General features: G+C 65.3%; 7 protein-coding genes and 3 pseudogenes. 5 read left to right on the forward strand and 5 right to left on the reverse strand.

Going from position 1 to position 18,631, the window contains the following annotated elements; all coding sequences use genetic code 11:
- The first annotated feature begins 18 nt into the window (after window positions 1-18).
- Window positions 19-978, forward strand: coding sequence for a prolyl aminopeptidase (pip, locus tag ACM6LU_RS00080; RefSeq protein ID WP_414935506.1), 960 nt, complete (start codon window positions 19-21; stop codon window positions 976-978).
- Window positions 979-3,107: 2,129 nt separating this feature from the next.
- On the opposite strand, the gene ACM6LU_RS00085 is transcribed toward pip, so the two are convergent.
- From ACM6LU_RS00085 to ACM6LU_RS00095, 3 genes and pseudogenes are all read right to left on the reverse strand, one after another.
- Window positions 3,108-3,602 carry an SUKH-3 domain-containing protein gene (locus ACM6LU_RS00085; protein ID WP_414935507.1) on the reverse strand — a complete coding sequence of 165 codons (495 nt, stop codon included), beginning with the start codon at window positions 3,600-3,602 and terminating at the stop codon, window positions 3,108-3,110.
- Window positions 3,599-8,593 (reverse strand): RHS repeat-associated core domain-containing protein, encoded by a 4,995-nt coding sequence (locus ACM6LU_RS00090; RefSeq protein ID WP_414935508.1) that lies wholly within the window; start codon window positions 8,591-8,593, stop codon window positions 3,599-3,601. The genes ACM6LU_RS00085 and ACM6LU_RS00090 overlap by 4 nt, the downstream gene beginning before the upstream one ends.
- A 1,018-nt stretch (window positions 8,594-9,611) precedes the next feature.
- A pseudogene (locus tag ACM6LU_RS00095) lies at window positions 9,612-12,047 on the reverse strand (LamG-like jellyroll fold domain-containing protein); the annotation flags it as partial.
- Between ACM6LU_RS00095 and ACM6LU_RS00100 the strand changes: the two are divergent.
- Window positions 12,017-13,414 carry a hypothetical protein gene (locus ACM6LU_RS00100; protein WP_414935509.1) on the forward strand — a complete coding sequence of 466 codons (1,398 nt, stop codon included), beginning with the start codon at window positions 12,017-12,019 and terminating at the stop codon, window positions 13,412-13,414. The pseudogene ACM6LU_RS00095 and the gene ACM6LU_RS00100 overlap by 31 nt on opposite strands.
- 135 nt (window positions 13,415-13,549) lie before the next feature.
- On the opposite strand, the pseudogene ACM6LU_RS00105 reads toward ACM6LU_RS00100, so the two are convergent.
- Window positions 13,550-13,678: pseudogene (locus ACM6LU_RS00105) on the reverse strand (aldehyde dehydrogenase family protein); the annotation flags it as partial.
- On the opposite strand from ACM6LU_RS00105, the pseudogene ACM6LU_RS00110 reads away from it, so the two are divergent.
- Window positions 13,674-14,189, forward strand: a pseudogene (locus ACM6LU_RS00110) (cache domain-containing protein); the annotation flags it as partial. The pseudogenes ACM6LU_RS00105 and ACM6LU_RS00110 overlap by 5 nt on opposite strands.
- Window positions 14,190-14,258: 69 nt before the next feature.
- Here the strand turns inward: ACM6LU_RS00110 and ACM6LU_RS00115 are convergent.
- Window positions 14,259-15,728 carry a PucR family transcriptional regulator gene (locus tag ACM6LU_RS00115; RefSeq protein WP_414935510.1) on the reverse strand — a complete coding sequence of 490 codons (1,470 nt, stop codon included), beginning with the start codon at window positions 15,726-15,728 and terminating at the stop codon, window positions 14,259-14,261.
- A gap of 109 nt (window positions 15,729-15,837) precedes the next feature.
- Here ACM6LU_RS00115 and gabT point away from each other — a divergent pair, with 109 nt between their 5' ends.
- Window positions 15,838-17,169, forward strand: coding sequence for a 4-aminobutyrate--2-oxoglutarate transaminase (gabT, locus tag ACM6LU_RS00120; RefSeq protein ID WP_414935511.1), 1,332 nt, complete (start codon window positions 15,838-15,840; stop codon window positions 17,167-17,169).
- Window positions 17,166-18,611 carry an aldehyde dehydrogenase family protein gene (locus tag ACM6LU_RS00125; RefSeq protein WP_414935512.1) on the forward strand — a complete coding sequence of 482 codons (1,446 nt, stop codon included), beginning with the start codon at window positions 17,166-17,168 and terminating at the stop codon, window positions 18,609-18,611. The genes gabT and ACM6LU_RS00125 overlap by 4 nt, the downstream gene beginning before the upstream one ends.
- Window positions 18,612-18,631: the final 20 nt, after the last annotated feature.

The following is an 18,631-nucleotide window of genomic DNA, read 5'->3' on the forward strand; positions in this document are numbered from 1 at the left end:
TTCGGGCAGAGTGTCCATATGGACGATCTGTACCCGCCGATCCACGTGCGTGCCGAGGGCATGCTCGACGTCGGCGACGGGCACCGGATCTACTGCCAGGAAGCCGGGAACCCGAACGGCAAACCGGTGGTCGTCCTGCACGGAGGCCCTGGTAGCGGCATCTCACCCATGGCCCGGCGGCACTTCGACCCCGAGGCCTACCGGATCATCCTGTTCGACCAGCGCGGTACCGGCCGCAGCACTCCGCATATCGGCGAGCCGGACGTCGACCTGTCGGTCAACACCCTCTGGCATCTCGTCTCGGACATGGAAAAGCTGCGCGAACGGCTGAATTTCGAGCAGTGGCAGATCTTCGGCGGCTCGTGGGGCGCGACCCTCGCCCTCGCCTACGCCGAAAGCCATCCGAGCCACGTCTCCGAAATCATCCTGCGCGGCGTCTTCACCGCCCGCCGCGGCGAACTCGACTGGATCTACAACGGCGGCGCCGCGAACCTCTTCCCCCGCGAGTGGGAAGCCTTTCTCGCCCCGATCCCCGGAGATCGCCGCGACGACCCGATGTCGGCGTATCGCGAACTCGTCTATCACCCCGATCGGGCGATCCGGGAGCGTGCCGCGATCGCTTGGAGCATCTGGGAAGGCGCGATCGTCTGCCTGCGCCCAGATCCGGCCTTCCACAACCAGTACGCGTCGCCGGACTTCGCTGTCACCTTCGCCCGGCTGGCGCTGCACTACTTCTGCCATGGCGCGTGGCTCGAGGAAGGGCAGCTGATCCGGGAGGCCGGGAAGCTCGCCGGGATTCCTGGCGTGATCGTGCAGGGGCGGTACGATGCGGTGTGCCCGCCGGCGACGGCTTACGAGCTGCACCGGGCTTGGCCGGACTCGAAGCTGGAGCTGGTGGAGGCGGCGGGGCACGCGGTGACAGACCCGGGGATACTGGCGGCGCTTCGGGACGCGACGGACTCATTCCAGCTGCCCTGATCGGGTTCGCCTCATGTCGTCAACCGAGCGCAATCACTACTGCTGGCACACATCGAAGATGAGGGCAGGTCAGCCTCCAAGAGGCAGTGAAAGATATACCGTGACGCCGCCCGCCCTGGGCACCTGCGCACAGTAGGTCACACAGCTCTGCCTGCCAAGGTCATAACCTGGATACCTCCCTACTCGAGTCTTCGACATCATCACCGCGACATAAGCCATGGCGGCCAGCGGATTGGCAACGCCACCCGGGCACTATTGGCCGTAAAGGAAGGTTCCCGGATTAAACTCTTCCACCTATTGGTAGCGCCTTGAGTCGCCGAATTTGTGAGCACTGAGGTTATCTCATCGACCCACCTAGGGAACCGGCATGGAGAGTACGCGTGGTCGGTGTCGACGGTCAGGTTGTAAACCCGCCGCACCTCAGACCACGATCGCGTGCCCGTAACAGTGGCGTCGCGGTGGTCTCCGGTCTCCAACCGATGCCCGGCCTTCAAATCAACAGCGTTCGACCAGCGTTTCCCCAAGCCCCCCAGAACGGATGCTCATCCGTCGCCACCACAGACCCACGACCAGCCCCGCCAGCGTGTTCGGATCGAAACTGTTCTTCAACACACAGCTCGTATCCGGACCGCTCGACGACCCGTCATGAATGCTTACCCCGACTCTTGTTCCACCCAGCCAAACCACCCAAAGGAGACAGAACATCATCAAGAGAAGCACCCGACTGAGCAACCTCCGACACCGCCGTCACCGTCTCCGCGACGTTCTGGACAACAACCCCCGTCCCCCGAACACCTGCTCCATAAAGAAGTCGAAAACCCGGTCCGAATCGTGCCACATCCGCCTTGAACTCCTGCACCACCCGCGCCGACGAATCCGCCACACTGCACCGACACGACGTCAGCACGGCGACTAAATCGTCGCGTCAGCTATACCTGCGGGACCATAAGGACATTTCGATCATTACGCCGCAAGCCATTCCTCTGATTCATGAAACTCAATAAGCTGACGAAATCTACTACGGTTCCCGAATCAGCAACCCTAAGCGCTTCATAAAGCTGTTTCACCACCAAAGGGTCGGCGTACCCCAAGATCATCAGAATATTGTCACTATTGCCTTTCGGGACAGCAACTAGGATCGACGTCCTCCGCGACTCCCTTGGCGCCCCAGGACAACAACCCTGACGAACCATCTGCCGCAGGCGTCGCCCGCTGACGTTACCGTCAAACACTCCTGGGTCATCTCGACAGTCCAGGCGAAATCCATCATGGAACCTGAAATCGCATGCAGAGCAGTCGGCACGTCCTGAACCTGAGAACCTGACTACCTTGATTCTCGGACCCGACCGCACATAGTCCCATTGCCCGGAAGTCACGTCAGGCGACTTATCTGGAGGCAGCCACCTCAAGAATCCTGAAAATCCCGAGATGGTTTCACCCCAAAGCAAGCGATGACCAAATTAAGTTATAGGTTCAAAATATCTGAAAGCAGTAACCGCCTCGGTGTCGATCATTAATGAATCCTATTTTGAGCTCGGCACCCTCATGCGCACGAATGAAATCGAGCGCTTCAGGGAATCCCAGCGAAGCCTGGTCAGAGCGGCGAGTTCCACGCTCCGCCTCTCATAGATGGAGACGAGAAGTTGAGTTGCGATACCTTCAGACCAGACCTTGTACTCGGCACCCTCACCGAGGGCGGCTCGGAAAGAAGCCGCACCTCATCAGCCCCTGCGAGGAGTCGCCTCGCTTGGCCTCAAACAGCAACTAGCAAGGTTCATCGGCCACCCGGTCTGCGCCAGGGACCTCTGTCGATACTGATCTCTGCGCCATCGATCACGCCACGTAGTGCATGCTCCGACTCTTCGTACGATTCATGCTTGGTCCCACGGATTCGAACGTCCCTGCCGACCGGGACGCTGGCGTGCGGGATTCGCATTACGATACCTCCCAGACCAAGCTCCTCGACTGCGTCAGGCGGGCGAAATTATTGTCAGCGACGTCAGAAAACTCTGCCAGTCCTGTCAGTGACCTTCACTGACCAAGCGGACACTTACCGACATTTGAAGTCGCACCGTAGCCCACCAAGGCGTGGTATCCCAGTACCCATTCGCCGGGATCGCCGGGCCCAGTCAGGCTATATTGGGCGGAATATTCGATGAAAAGAGGTAAGTTTTATCCCAATCATTGGCAATGAGTGCACGAATGGCAGCTTCGAACCCGTTCGCAACACGCTGCGTGCCGGCATCACCGGCGATCAGTATCTCTCCATCTTCAGCAAGAAGTACTCGATCTTCCGTTTCGCTCGCCAATCCTACCGGAAGGACCGGCTTCCCAATGCGCCGGACGTCATTCCTGACATTCCGACGCGGCACCGACAGCGCACAATTGACCACCGTGGAAAGTTTAGTTGCGGCAATTCCCGAGTCATTCTTATAGTTCCATATGACAGTAAGTTCTGAGTAGTTTTTAAGAAACTCTCGCAGCCACGGTGTCACATCGTAGTCTTCTTCTCTGTATCGAACGCAGGCAGCATCGACGTAGACCGATCCCACTTCAACGGAGATCGCATCCCTCACCGCATCTTGCAGGCTGGCTGCAAGATGCCTTCCACCTATCTCGGTCATCCTGTCAAAACCTTTCCCACCGCCTGCGGCACCCAGACCTGACAGTTCGGGCACATCTTGAACTTCTTGCCCTTCTGATTCAAAGTCACGATATCAAGGTTCCTCAACTCTGCTCCATCGCCGAGCGCGTTGCTGCACATCCGCGCCTCCGCACATACCCCCGCTGGGCGGCCTCCCGGATGCTGCGACACCGACGGCAGCCATGCCTCGACACCTGGAGATAGCCCGTCGCTGGATCCACTGTGCCCCTTATAGATGCGCCCCGTTTCACGATCACGCCCTATAGCGAATGCTCCCGGCAGGTCCTGCCCCTCGGTCAACCCGGCTTCGACCTCTGCGATGTACTCCCTGCCTATAGCCATCAACTGGCTCTTGAGCGCCGTATCGCAAACGTCGTCGTTGTGGGTGAGGACAGGAGCGCCTCCCGCCAGCACATAGTACGTGTGGTCGGTGTCGACGGTCAGGTTGTAGACCCGCCGTGTCTCAGACCACGACCGCGTCCCCGTAACAGTGGCGTCCCGGTGATCCCCGGTCTCCAGCCGATGCCCGGCCTTCAGATCAACAGCGTTCGACCACCGCTTCTCCGACTCAACCCAGAACGGATGCTCATCCGTCGCCACCACAGACCCACGACCGGCCTCACTCGCGACACCGACCTCCACCAACGTCCGCTTACTCGCATGCGAACGGGCATCCGTCACCACCCGAACCGCGGTACGCCCCGTCGTCGGATCCTTCGCCAGAACCCTGTCCCCGACCTTCACATCCTTGATCGGCTTCCGAGACCCGTCACCCATCACCACCAACGTGTTCGAAGCAAAACTGTTGCTGTTAGCACAACTCCCGGCCGGACCACCAGACGACTCTTCGTGATGCTTACCCCGCCCCTTGTTCCGCCCAGCCAAACCACCCAAAGCAGACAAAAGATCATCAGGAGAAGCCCCCGACTGAGCAACCTCAGACACCGCCGTCACCGTCTCCGCGACGTTCTGGACGACAGCCCCGTCCCCCACCACCTGCTTCTTGAAGAAATCAAAAACCCGGCCGGCGTCCTGCACATCCGCCTTGAACGACTGCACCACCCGAGCCGGCATCAACGGAGACGACGACACCAAATCCGAACCCTTGAACACCGGCTTCAACGCAGCCTTCAACGACGGAATCGGATTCCGCTTCGCCGTCCGCTCCGCAGCACCACGCGCCGCAGCCGCAGCCGCCTTCTTCTTCGCCAGGATCGCCGCAGCCCGCCGAGCCGCGGCAGCGGCGGCCGCGGCAGCCGCCTTACGAGCAGCCGCAACAGCCGAAGCCTTCCGAGCAGCAGCCGACGCGGCATCATCGGCACCCCGGCGTGCGGCACCGGCGACATCATCGCCATAACGACGGCCGAGACCGACCGCGTCGTCGGCATGACGACCTGCTCGACGGCCATTGCCGATGAAGTCGCCCGCCTTTCGAGCCCACTTCGCCGCGGTCGCGGCGTTGCCACCGAACGGGATCGCGCCCGCCGCCGACCAAGCCGCGTTCTCCCAGTCACCCTCAGCCGCATAGATCGCGGCGTTCGCGAGGTCGGCGATTTCACCGATACCGGGGATCATGCCCGCCACGTCCAGCGCGGTGTGCACGATCGTGCCCGCCTTGTCCCACAAGTCACTGAACCAGCCGTGACCATCCGGGTCGAAGTAGTTCAACGGCGAACCCAGCACATACGAGTACCGGTTTGCACTGATCGACGGCGAGAACGGAAGCGCGATGCTGTCGCGAGAGGCGAAGGTGCCGGAACCCGGCTGGTACCACCGCGCCCCCATGTTGACATTCCCGTTTTCGGGATCCGTCCAGTCACCCTGGAAACCGACCGCCCGCGAAGCACCGGTCGACGCGATCCTCTTGCCGTACGGGTCATACGCCGTCGAGTCGACGACGCCACCCGACGCGGGCGCCAGCGCGCCGACGACGTCTCCGTGCCGGTCGGAAAGCGTGAGCCGGGAATCGGTTCCCTGCGAGAGCGACACCAAGGAGCCATCCGGACCGCGGCCGAAGCGTGAGACACCGTCGCTGACAGTGTCTCGTTCCATGCCCGCGTACGAGAACTTCTGTCCGCCTCGAGTAGCGAGCCGGTCGAAGTCGTCGTAGGTGTACTCGGTCGTGCCGAACTTGACCAGCCTGTCGAAGGCGTCGAAGGAGTACTTTTCCTCCATACCGGACGACGTGCGTGAGCTCAGCGAACCGCGCGGCGAGTAGGCGTAGGTGTAGTCGCCATCGGCGAGAACACGATTCCGCTCGTCGTAGGTCGCGTTCTTGTCACCCGCCTTGACCCGGTTGCCCGAGTCGTCCCAGCCGTACTCGGTCGACTTGCCCGACGGGTCCGTCCAGGAAAGCATGCGCCCCTGGAAGTCATACGAGTAGCTGTTCTGGCCCGAGCCGGCCAGACCCGCGGTCGTCTTCGTCTTGACCCGGTCGTTCGGGTCGTAGGTGTAGACGATCGACGAGAGGACCGTGCCATTCGATTCCTTCAGGACATCGGATTTCGGCCGAGCGAGGTTGTCGTAGTCGTAAGTCCGGACGCGGCCGGCGCCATAGTCGACCGTCTTGACCTTGCCGGCTTCGTTGTAGCCGTAGGTCAGCTTGCCCCCGGTCGCGCCGTCGGTCACCGAGTCCAGACGGCCCTTGAGATAGCCGTAAGCAGTGGTGCCCGCAGCATCCTTTCGGGTGATGACGCGCCCAGCGGTGTCGTACTCGAAGGAGGACGCGCCGGACGTACCTGTCGCAGTCAGCAGACCACCACGGTCGTTGTAGGTGTACGCGTTGCTCCCCGCCACCCGCAGACGACCGTCGGCGTCATAGGTCCGTGTCTTGTCGGCGGTCTGCGTCTCGGCGCCCGAGCCGGTCTCCGTGAGCATCCGGTTCAGCGCGTCGAACGTCCGGTCGCGGTTCACGTTTCCGGGCGCGGCCAGCCGGGTCGCGTTGCCCGTGGCGTCGTAGGACTGCGTCCAGGTCCGATCCGCCGCCGCGGGATGCGCGGCGGTGGACGGCTCGACCACCGACTCCGGCAGGTTCAGGCTGTTGTAGGTGAAGACGGTCTTGTTCGATCGGCCGTCGGTGAACCTGGTGCGGTTTCCGGCCGCGTCGTAGCCGAACGACGTCGTGATCGTCTTTCCGTCCGCGACAGGTTCGATCTGGCTCGACAGCCGGTTCGCCGCGTCGTAGCTGAACGTGGTGACCCGTTTCTCCCAGTCCTCCGACGTCCGCATGTTGCCGGCGGGGTCGTAGGTGAACTTGCGCTCTCGCAACACCGGCTGCGAGCCGGTCCACTGGCCGTCGACGTCGAACTCGGAGATCACGCGTCCGGCGAGGTCGTAGTTGAGCCGTTTCGTGGCGCCCGCACCGTCGCTCGCCCGGACCAGCCTGCCCTGCCGGTCATAGCCCCGCTTGGTGGTGACCCCGGCCGGGTCGACCGCGGTGATCAGCTGGTTCAGCTTGTCGTAGGTGTTCAAGCCCTTCTCGCCGGCCGGATTCTCGACCGCCACCACGTTGCCCGCGTCGTCGTGTCGACACTTCGTGGTGTACGCGGCAGGCGTCGGGAACCGCTCCACCGCGGTCGACGTGGCCTTGCGGCCCAGTTCGTCGTAGGTCGCTTCGACCCGGCCACCCGTCGGCGAAGTCACGGACAGGGGCAGGCCGGTCATCGTGTACGAGTACTTCCAGACACCGGCGGCCGTGCCACCGTCCTGCGGGTCGTGCCGCTCCAGCAGCCTTCCCAGCTGGTCGTACCGAAGTTCGGTCGCGTGCTGCCGGGCGTCGATCTGCTTGATCACGCGCCCCACGGCGTCGTAGCGGACCTCCTTGGTCGGCGTGATCGGCGCCGTGGCGCCAGGCGGTGTGTACGACGGCAGGCTCGCCTTCACCAGCTGCCCGAGTTTGTCGTACGCCGCCGTGGTCACCCGGCCGAGCGGGTCCTTCGTGTGCGTGACCGAACCGAAGGTGTCGTACCCGGTGACCATGGTCGCCTGCGCGTCCGCCGGCGCGCCGCCGTTCGACTCCACGCGAACGCGCGGACCGGTGGCCCGGATGGGCCTGGCCAGCTGGTCGTACGCCATCGTCGTCGCGTACTGGGACGACGACTCGTTCCCACGAGGATCGGTGACCGACACCGGCATGCCGCGTTCGTCATAGCTCCAGGTGGTGATCAGCCGTTCCTGGCCATTGTGGACGGTCTGTTTGGTCCGCTGGCCGGAGGCGTTGTATTCGAACTCGGTGGTCTCAGCGGTGTTCACCTGTCCGCCGCTGGTGTTCGAGGGATCACCGGACTTCTCGGTGCGGGTCACATTGCCGCTGCGGTCGTAGGTGAACCTCGTGCTGCGGTCGAGTCCGCCGGGGTCCTCGATCGACTGGGTGAGCCTGTTGACCGTGTCGTAGTCGTAGGTCGTGGTCCGGTTTCCGGCCGTGGTCTGCTTGGTCAGGTTCCCGGCGCCGTCGTAGCTGTTGTTCTCCAGCACGAGGTCGCGAACGTTGCCGGTGACCGGATCCCGGTAGCCCTCCGCCACCACCTGTGCGACCAGGTCGTTAGCGTAGTAGTTGTTCCGCGTCGTACGGCCCATCGCGTCGACGTGCAGGATCTGCCGTCCGGACTCGTCGTACCGGAAGGACTCGAGCACCGTCGGCTTCGAGTTCGCCGGATCGGTGTCCCCTTCCCCGTCACCGGGGCGGCCGTCCCCGTCGGCCGGGTCGACCACACCACCGTGCCAGCCGTGCAGGCGCACCTCGGCGACTTCATTGCGAGCCGTATAGGCGTAGGACTTCTTCACACCGCTCGCGTCGATTTCGAACATCCGGTTGCCGAAGACGTCGAAGCCGTACCGCGTTCCCTTGCCCTCCGGGTTGACGAGGTGCACGAGACGACCGCGATCGTCGTATTCCCGAGTGGTGACGCGGGCAGGGTCGCCACCGACGAAGTCTGAAACCTCCTCGCGCTCGATGTTCCCGTCCTTGGTCATAGGACGTGACCGTCCGGGCACGATGTTTGGCACCGGTGACGGCGTTCGTGGTCTCGGGCCCTGTCTCGGCCTTCACTCGCGAAAGCGCGTCGTATTCGTAAGTGGTCGTGATGCCGTCGGGGTAAGCGTCCACATAGATCGTGGAAGAGGTCCGCCGTCCCGCGGTGTCGTAGACGAATCGTGTCCGCATTCCGGACGCTTGCTGGATCTCCCCGAGATCACCGGTGCTGTAGTACCGGAAGTTCGTGTTCTCACCCGTCGCGCTCACCGTCGACAACAACAGGTCGGCCGGCACCGGGATGCTCACGTCGTCGAGCGGCCGCTCGGTGCCCGTGGTGTAGCTGTGCACGACCTCGCCGCCATCGGGCATCTTCTGGCTGGTGAGGTCGCCCTTGGCGTTGTAGAGGTACGTGGTCAGGTACCGGTTGTCCTCGGCGTTCGTGGACCTTCCGTCCCGGCTCCAAACAACCTTGTCGTTTCGAGGATCGAGCGGGTTATCCGGGCTGAAGTGGTAGCCGAAGTATTCTGTCTGGCAGCGGCCGAGCATCAGGCAGGTCTGCTTGCTGACCACGTTCCCTCGCTGGTCGAATCCGAGTGTGACCTCATTGAGGTTCTCGGAGACGATGGTGTTCTGATTGCCTTCGTCGTCGTAGTCGTAGGTTCGGATCCCGTAGCGGACTTCCTCGGTGGGCTGCCCGGCCTGGTCTTCCGGACGGACGCCGCGGCCCAGTGGGGTGACTGTCCGCAGAATCCGGCCCCGAACCGGGTCGTAGTCGAAGGTGTGGTTGCGGTTCCCCGGATCGGCGAACTGAACGGTGCGGATCAGATTGTTCTCTTCACCGGTGATCACCGGCACGCCGAGCCGCCAGTTCCCGCCGTTACGGTCGGTGTAACTCTTCACCCGCTCGCTGACCGTGTCGTATTCCACCTCCGCGGCGATCTTGCCGCTGGGCAGGGTGATCCTGCTAAGCCCTTCGGACGGCTGAGCAGCCTGGAACTGCTCGCGGACCGCGTCGTCCCCCAAGGGTTTGGTGTAGACAGCCACCTCATCGATCGCTCCGGCGAAGTACCCGTGGTCGTTGCCGGGCTTGGCAGGCCAGTTACCGGAGACGAAGCCGGCGCCCACGTACGTCTTGGTCTGGTTGCCGTGATCGATCACGCCCTGCTTGGTCGCGACCTGGACGCCGTCGAGATAGAGCCGTTGTGTCGCCAGCGATCCGGAAAGCACCACGTGGTGCCACTTGTTGTCGTTGACCACACCGGGAGTGCTCATCGGCGCGGTCGTGCCGTCCGCGAACTGCCCGTAGAGCTTTCCGGTCGTCCCGACATACAACGCCGGCGTGTAGGCGTTCTGCAGCGAACCCGAGATCTCGTTCTGCTGGTAGCCCAGCAGGACACCGGCGCCACTGGTCTTGAACCACAACCCGACCGAGAGATCCCTGCTCTTCTTGACCGCTCCGTCCGGGAGTTGCAGCACCGAGCTCGACCCGTTGAAGGTCGCCGCGGTGTCGGCCGAACCCGGCACCGCTCCCACCGTCCCGAGCACGACGTTCTTGTACTTGCCGTTGTCCTTGCCCCGGTTGAACGCCACCTGGCTGACGGCGGTCTCTCCGCTCCGATCGCCCAATCGCCAGTACCCGTCCGGTGCCGTGTCATTGACGACCGTGCGGAACCTGGACTGATCGGCGTAGTCGTACCGGGTGATGTTGGCCAAGGGGTCTTCGACCGTTCGCAACCGGTTGCCCTCGTAGGTGTACTTCCAATTCCGGATCTGGCCATTGACCTCGGTCGCGAACACCTCGGCGACCTTGCGGTCCTGGATCAGGAAGACCAGTTGCCGCCCGCTGGCCAGATCGAGGGCACGGGTGAGGGCGTCACCCTCCCAGTAGATCCTGACGCCACGCCCGACGCCGTCGGTGTAACCGGTCAGCTTGCCCGCGGAGTCGAAGCGATACGTGGTCGCCGACTTGTCCGTCAGCGACCAGCCGCCGTCCGACTCGGACTTGAAAGCGGCGAACCGGCCCTGTGGCGGCGCGTAGGTGCCGTCCGGGTTCAACCCGAACCGCAACTGCTGGCCGTCGGGATAGGTGACCAGGACGTTCCCCACGTAGTCCCGGACCACCCGCATGTCGTACTTCGTCGCCCATCCCGTGCCGAACCAGTGGTCGCGGCGGGGATCCAAGGTGTTGTAGGTCCGGATGACGCTCAAGCCGGGACCGGCCGTCGGCATCTGGACATCGATCGCACTGGAGTGGTAATTGCCGACCATCGGGTCGAAGTCACGGTCGGTCCCACTGTGCGGGGTCATGGCCATATGCGAGGTGATCGCCGGCTGCGGGACGGCGCTCAAGATGGCACTGAACGGCAACGCTTCGCTCTCGCTGGTGCCGTCGAACGCGAACGAGCGCCAGAGGTAGATCTTGTTCCAGAACAACTTCTTGTCCGGGACCGTCCAGGTCGGACCCGTCTGGTGCGCCGAGCTGAAACAGTTGACCGGATTGTCGTCCGCGCCCTTTTCGCAAACTTCGAACCGGTACTTCAGGGTGCTGCCCGGGGGCGGGTCGACGTCGATACCGCTCGCCCACAACTGCGGGGTCAGCGTCTGGACGGAGGCGCCGTTGGGCGGGTACTGCTGCTTGATGAACGGCGGTACGTCGTACACGTCGAGGCCGATACGAGCGGGCGCGACCTGGTGATCGGTGAAGTAGTCGCCGGGCTTGCGGACCATGCTGAAGTCGAGGAGATAGCTGCCCACCCCGATCGGCTTGATCTCCGCGTCGAGTGTGACGGAACCGCCGCGCGCCACGTCGCCGGGAAGCTCGGCCGCGAGCTGAGATCCGAGCGAGTTACCACTCCGGTCGTAGACGCGGTAACCCAGCGCGAAGTCGTTGCGTGACCAGGCCTGCGCTCCACGGTTCGTCACGGTGATCTTGACCTTGCCCGAGGCCGCGCGGGTGACCGGCGGTTCCGGTGTGGCGCGGTCGATGCGGTAGTCGGCGTTGTACGGCGAGTGCGTCACGTAGAGACGCGGGGGGTTGGCCGTGCCGAAGCCGATGAAGCGTTTCCACGCCGCCGGGTCCGTCGGCGCCTGAAGAGCGAGACCATGGTTCGGAGCACCGCCCGCCCACTGCTGGACGAGGTCCCGGCCGCCGACGCCCAGGTCGATCAGTTCGTGGGCGGTGGGGCAGTTCGATCTGGTCGCCAAGGGGGCCATGTACCCGTGTGAGAAGACCCCGCCGCCCAGCGCACCGCCGAACGGGGGCGTTCCGGAGGAACCCCAGTCCGCGGTGACCGGGTGCACGGACATCGGACGGGGCGTACAGGAGCCGGACCAGAAGTTGGTCAGCTGCAGCTGCGCACCGAAGATCCGGTTGTCCTTCAGATCTCCGCCGATGCCGCCGAACCGCAGGTAGCTCGAAGCGGATGCGCTGTCCCCAGAACAACGCCTGCGAATACACCACGCTGCGCACCGGCACGGGCGCTACCTTCTTGTTCGCCTTCCCGAACGAAACCGACACCCGTGTCGTGGTCACCGCGACGGCGGAGAACAGCCGAGGCGTGATCACGAGTCAGCGGTACACCGTCAACCCCCGGACGGCTCGGCTGGCCGTCGTCGGCAGTCGTCCGGCGCGGGTCCAGATCGGGGTGAACGAGAGCACCAACCGGCTGGTGACCGTGAACTCCTCCGTCAAGATCTCCGCTCCTTCCAAATCCCTGGACGCGGCGAACTTTCTCAAGTGGCCGGACAACCAGAGCATCGAGCTGGTCCGTCAAGTCCAGATGCCCGTCGCGGGGCTCGCCCTCCGTGCGGAGTACCAGACCCCGATCCAGAAGCGCTACGCGGACGAGGCTCCCATCCGGACGCTGATGGGCGTTCCGGTGGGGTTGGAACTCATCGAGGGCGACGGCCATTGGCAGCAGTACGCTTCCGGTCGTCTGTATTGGACGGAGCAGCACGGCGTCAAAGCCGTCGCCGGGGAGATCCTGACCAAGTACGTCACGCTCGGCGCCCATGCCTACCTGGGGTCGCCGAAGACCGACGAGCTCGTGGCTAGAGCGAACAATGGCCGCTACAACGACTTCGTGGGTGGTCCGCTCACCGGTGACGCGTCGATCCATTGGAACTCCAGCGTCGGGGCCATGGCCATCCACGGCGAAATCCGCACGAAGTGGCAGGCCACCAACGGCGAAGCCGGTCCACTGGGTTTCCCGACCAGCGACCAGCTGACGACGCCGGACGGCATCGGGCGCGTCAATCACTTTAACAACAACAACGCCTCGATCTACTGGACTGCGGTGACCGGCGCACACTACGTGATGGGCCGGATCTGGCAGAAATGGCGTTCGCTGGGCTGGGAGGTGTTCTTCGGCTATCCGACCACCGACGAGGTGGCCACGCCGGACGGCGTCGGCCGGTACACCCACTTCAGCGGGAACGGTTCGATCTACTGGTCACCATCGACCGATGCCTTCGAAGTGCACGGATATGTCCGCGACCGCTACGCGGCGATCGGCTGGCAAGCCGGTATCGGTTACCCGACCACCGACGAGACTTGGACGCCGGGCAGTAAGGGTAAGTACAACCACTTCGCCCAGGGCGGCTTCGCGCACTCGATCTACTGGCGTGCGGGAACGAACGTCGCCTGGGAGGTCAAGGGGGTGATCCGTCTTCGCTGGCGGGACCTCGGCTGGGAGACGTCGTATCTCGGCTTTCCGACCAGTGGTGAATACAACACCCCGACCGGTAAGCGCAGCGACTTCCAGTTCGGCTACATCACCTACAACGGATCGACAGGAGCGGTCGAAGACCGCCGGTACTGAGTGAACTCGAGTACGCCGGTGCGGCCTGCAAAGGCCGCACCGGCGTTTCGCTATCTACAGCCGCCCGCCGGAGATCGTGTCACCGGAAAGCCGTTGCGCCGGTTTGATGAGGCATGGCGTGCCTTTCGGTGATCGTCACAGCGCGCTCATCACGTGCTTGACGCGGGTGTAGTCCTCGAGGCCGTAGAGCGAGAGGTCCTCGCCGTAGCCGGACTTCTTGAAACCGCCGTGCGGTATTTCGGCCACCAGCGGGAGATCCGTGTTGGCCGATCAGGAATTCGGCTTCGACTGGTGGACCGAGACCGGGGACGCCGAACCCGCTCAGCTGGTCATCAGCCTCGACCCGGCCAGCGACAACTTCCTCGACTACACCCGGCAGTCGTGGTTCACCGTCCCGCGTGACACCGGCCGCCGCCACCTCAACGGACCGTACGTCGACTACCTCTGCACCGACGAGTACACGCTGACCTTCACCGTCCCGGTCCAACGGAACGGCTCGTTCGCGGGGGTCGTCGGCGCGGACATCTACGTGCGCGAGGTCGAACGCCTGCTGCTGCCGAAACTGCGCGCGCTCGGCGGCCGCGCCGCGCTCGTGAACGCCCAGGGCAGGGTGATCGTGTCGAACAACGCGCGCCAGGCGACCGGCTCACTGGTCCGCGACGTCGACGTCCCGGCGTGGTGGTACTCCGGCGCGGAGCCGGTCACCCTTGAGAACGGCGCCACGCTACGACGGTGCGAGGACTCGCCGATCGCGCTGGTCAGGTCCGGGGGCTGAAGGACGCCATACCCGCATGTGACGCGAGGAAAGGGCCCTTCACCGCGTCACATGCGGGGAAAGCGTCCTTCAGCCCCCGCTGACCTGCAGCGCGAGCCAGAATTCGGCACGCACACCGGGGGAATCGAGGTCGCGGCCGGTCAATTCGGCGACCTTGCGCACGCGGTTGCGCAAGGTGTGCCGGTGCACGCCGAGCCGCGCGGACGCCAGATCCCAATGACCGTGATGTTCGAGCCAGCAGGTCAGTGAGGCGACCAGTTCACCTCGGCCGATCTCGTCGTGCTGCCGAAGCGGCGCCAGCAGACTGTCCGAAAACGCCTGTGCCGCTTGGGAATCGACCATCTTCAGGAAGCCGCGTCCGGCGTGTTCCGCGAACCGGACGAACTCGACCCGCTCGGCCTTCGCCGCTTCCGCCGCTTGCTTCGCCTGACGGAGCCCCGCCGAGAAATCCACTGTGGACACCGAATCAGAGAGCCCGGCGTGCAGTCCTCCGACGCGGGACACCAGCCGCGACACCACCTCCACGTCGCCGAGCACGACGACGAACGCCCCGGACTCACCGAAGAACACCTTCTCTCCGGACACCTCGTCGTCGAGCGCGTCGGCGAGTGAACGGCGGGCCGCGGCGGGACCGGTGACGGCGAGGACCGGCCATGGCGGTTCCGGAACACCACCCCAGAGGGTCTTCATCGTGCGGGTGGCGAGGTCGGCGTGTCCCGCGGCGAGCAGGTCGCACAGTCCGGACCGCAGCCGCCGGAGCGCGCCGACGTGTTCCCGGTTCTGTTCCAGCGCAAGGGAAAGCAGTGACACGGCAGTGTTGACGATGTGCTGTCCCGCGGCGTCGAGAGGCTCGCGGGTGCCGACGACGAGCACGCCGCGCGCACGGGTGTCGAGCGTCTGAAGGACGACCTCGTCCTCCCTTACCGCCGTCACCAAGGTGCCCGCGCGCAATCGCCCGAAGTCTTCCCGCACTTCGTCGGCGAGATTCCGGGCCGACGCGGGCGACGCTTCAGTGGCCGTGCCCGCCGAATCGAGCAGGAGCACCCAGCCGTCGACCAGCTTCGCCAGTTTGCGCACCACTCCACCGGGACCACCCTTCCCGACGGCGGTCCTGGTCAGTTCCTGCTGTCCCTTGCCGGTGCGCACGAGCGAGGCGTACTCGTCGGCGGCGACCGCACGGGAGACCGCGCGCGTGATCGCGATGAACGGCGTCTTCCTCGGCACTTCGAGGAGCGGGAGCCCCACCTCTTCGGCGGTGTCCACAAGGGACCTGGGAATGCTGTCGTGGCTGAGGCCAACTCCGAAACCGAGCCCCGCCACCCCCGCGCCGACGAGGCGCCGGATGTACTCCGGCGCCGTGCTCTCATCGAGTGAGAGGCCGGTGGTCAGCAGCAGTTCGCCACCTTCGAGGAAGGCCTGCGGGTCGGTCAGTTCGGTGGGATGGACCCAGCCGATCGGCCGGTCGAGTCCGGCCTCGGCCGCACGCACGCGCAGGCCCAGTGGGCGTTCGGCCGCGAGGGCGCGGAGCGTCAGTGCCATGTTGTCCAAGTCTACGCCTCGATATGGACAAGATGTCGAGCTGACGCGGACCGGCCCGGCTCTCATCCTGGAGGGCGACCCCGTCCCTCGTGTCCGCAGGAGTCTGGCCGTGACCGTCACCACCGAAACCCAGCGCAGGCTGCGCACCGAGATCCCCGGCCCCGCCTCACGCGCCCTGCAGGAACGCCGCGCCGGTGTCGTCGCCGCGGGCGTCAGTTCGGTGCTGCCCGTCTACATCAGCTCGGCCGAGGGTGGCCTGCTCACCGACGCCGACGGCAACGTCCTCATCGACTTCGGTTCCGGCATCGCGGTGACCAATGTCGGCCACGCCGCCCCCGCCGTCGTGGACCGCGTCCGCGAGCAGGTGGGCCTGTTCACGCACACGTGTTTCATGGTCACGCCGTACGAGGGGTACGTCGAGGTGTGCGAAGCCCTCGCCGAGCTGACGCCGGGCACCCACGAGAAGCGTTCGGTGCTGTTCAACTCCGGCGCCGAGGCCGTCGAGAACGCGGTGAAGATCGCCCGCGCCGCGACCGGCCGCCAGGCGGTCGTCGTATTCGACCACGCTTACCACGGCCGCACCAACCTGACGATGGCGCTGACCGCGAAGTCCATCCCCTACAAGCACGGTTTCGGCCCGTTCGCGCCCGAGGTCTACCGGGTGCCGGGGTCGTACCCGTACCGCGACGGCCTGTCCGGTCCCGAAGCGGCGCGCATCGCCATCGACCGTATCGAGAAGCAGATCGGCGGCGACCAGGTCGCGGCCGTCGTCCTCGAACCGGTGCAGGGTGAGGGCGGGTTCATCGAGCCCGCACCCGGTTTCCTGCCCGCGCTCTCGAACTGGTGCACCGAGAACGGCGTCGTGTTCGTCGCGGACGAGGTGCAGACCGGCTTCTGCCGCACCGGCGAGTGGTTCGCGTCCACGCACGAAGAGGTCGTACCCGATCTGATCGCGACCGCCAAGGGCATCGCGGGCGGACTGCCCCTGGCAGCCGTCACCGGCCGCGCGGAACTGCTCGACGCAGTCCCGCCGGGCGGCCTCGGCGGCACCTACGGCGGTAACCCGATCGCGTGCGCCGCGGCACTCGGCTCGATCGAGATCATGCGCCGGGAGAACCTCGCGACGTCGGCGAAGCGCATCGAGGACACCGTGCTGCCGCGACTGCGGACACTGGCCGAGGAGACCGGCGTGCTCGGCGACGTCCGCGGCCGCGGCGCGATGCTGGCCGCCGAGTTCGTCAAGCCCGGCACCACCGAACCCGACGCCGACCTGACCAAGCGGGTCGCGCAGGCCTGCCACCAGGCCGGAGTCGTCGTCCTCACCTGCGGCACCTACGGGAACGTCGTCCGACTGCTGCCGCCGCTGTCCCTGTCCACCGAACTGCTCGACGAAGGCCTGTCCGTCCTCGAGCACGCTGTCCGCACGGAGGCCGTCAAGTGAGCACTCTTTTGAACAGCTCGAGCCCTTTTTGGGTAGCCGGAAAGCCGGTCACCAACAACGAGACCGTCGTCGTCCGTCACTCCTTCGACGGAAGCGAGGCGGGCTCGCACCACGTACCGTCCACTTCGGACATCGAGACCGCGGTCCAGGCCGCGCACGACGTCCAGGACGAATTCGCGACACTGCCCGCGCACGTCCGGGCCGGCGCGTTGGACCACGTGTCCCGAGTTTTGGGTGAGCGGTCCGAAGAGTTCGCGCAGCTGATCACGGCCGAGTCCGGCAAGCCGCTGAAGTGGTCGCGCGGCGAGATCGGGCGTGCGGCGTCGACGTTCCGCTGGGCCGCCGAGGAGGCGCGCCGGTTCTCCGGTGACCTGCAGCGGCTCGACACCGACCCGGGCGGCACCGGACGGCTCGCGCTGGTGCGCCGCGTGCCGAAGGGCCCGGTCCTGGGCATCACACCGTTCAACTTCCCGCTGAACCTGGTGGCGCACAAGGTCGCCCCGGCGATCGCGGTCGGCGCGCCGATCGTGCTCAAGCCGGCGCCCGCGACGCCGCTGACCGCGCTGCTGCTCGGCGAGATCCTGGCCGAGACCGACCTTCCGGCCGGGAGCTGGTCGATCCTCCCGGTCAGCAACGAGGAATCGGCTCGGCTGGTCTCCGATCCGCGACTGCCGGTCGTGTCGTTCACCGGTTCCGTGCCGGTGGGCTGGGGGATCCGCGACAGCGTGCCGCGCAAGCACGTCGCGCTCGAACTCGGTGGCAACGCGGCGGTCCTCGTCTGTCCGGATTGGCCGGACCTGGACTTCGCGGCGCAGCGCATCGCGACCTTCGCGATGTACCAGGCCGGACAGTCGTGCATCTCGGTGCAGCGCGTGTACGCGCACACCGACGTCTACGACGAGCTTCAGGCGAAGGTGTTGGAGCAGGTGCGCGCGCTCGGGACCGGCGACCCGCGGGCGGACGGCGTCGACGTCGGGCCGCTGATCAACACCGCAGCGGCCGAGCGGGTCGAGTCGTGGGTCGCGGCCGCCGTCGACGCCGGTGGCGAGCTGCTGACCGGCGGCGAGCGCGACGGCGCGACCGTCGAGCCGACCGTGCTCGCGAACGTGCCGGAAGACGCGTCCGTGATGGCGGACGAGGTCTTCGGGCCGGTCGTGTCGATCACGCGCGTGGAGTCGGTGGACGACGGCGTGCGGCGGATCAACGACTCGCGGTTCGGGCTGCAGGCGGGCGTGTTCACCCGCGACCTGCCGACCGCGTTCGACGTGTCCGCGAAGTTGCGCGTCGGCGGCGTGCTCGTCGGGGATGTGCCGAGTTTCCGTGCCGACCAGATGCCTTACGGCGGCGTGAAGGACTCCGGCGTCGGCCGCGAGGGCCCGGCTTCGGCGATGGCCGACTTCACCGAGGAGCGCGTCACCGTCCTGACCGGCCTGACGCTCTGACCTCCTCGCGTTTCGTCCTC

Origin of the sequence: Amycolatopsis sp. cmx-11-51 (assembly GCF_047608665.1) — a bacterium.
GTDB lineage: Bacteria > Actinomycetota > Actinomycetes > Mycobacteriales > Pseudonocardiaceae > Amycolatopsis.

Excerpts from the sequence above, each read along its gene's own strand:
- ACM6LU_RS00100 (WP_414935509.1), top strand. The coding sequence starts at position 12,017 with ATGCGCTGTCCCCAGAACAACGCCTGCGAATACACCACGCTGCGCACC.
- ACM6LU_RS00115 (WP_414935510.1), bottom strand. The coding sequence starts at position 15,728 with ATGGCACTGACGCTCCGCGCCCTCGCGGCCGAACGCCCACTGGGCCTG.
- ACM6LU_RS00085 (WP_414935507.1), bottom strand. The coding sequence starts at position 3,602 with ATGACCGAGATAGGTGGAAGGCATCTTGCAGCCAGCCTGCAAGATGCG.
- ACM6LU_RS00090 (WP_414935508.1), bottom strand. The coding sequence starts at position 8,593 with ATGACCAAGGACGGGAACATCGAGCGCGAGGAGGTTTCAGACTTCGTC.
- pip (WP_414935506.1), top strand. The coding sequence starts at position 19 with ATGGACGATCTGTACCCGCCGATCCACGTGCGTGCCGAGGGCATGCTC.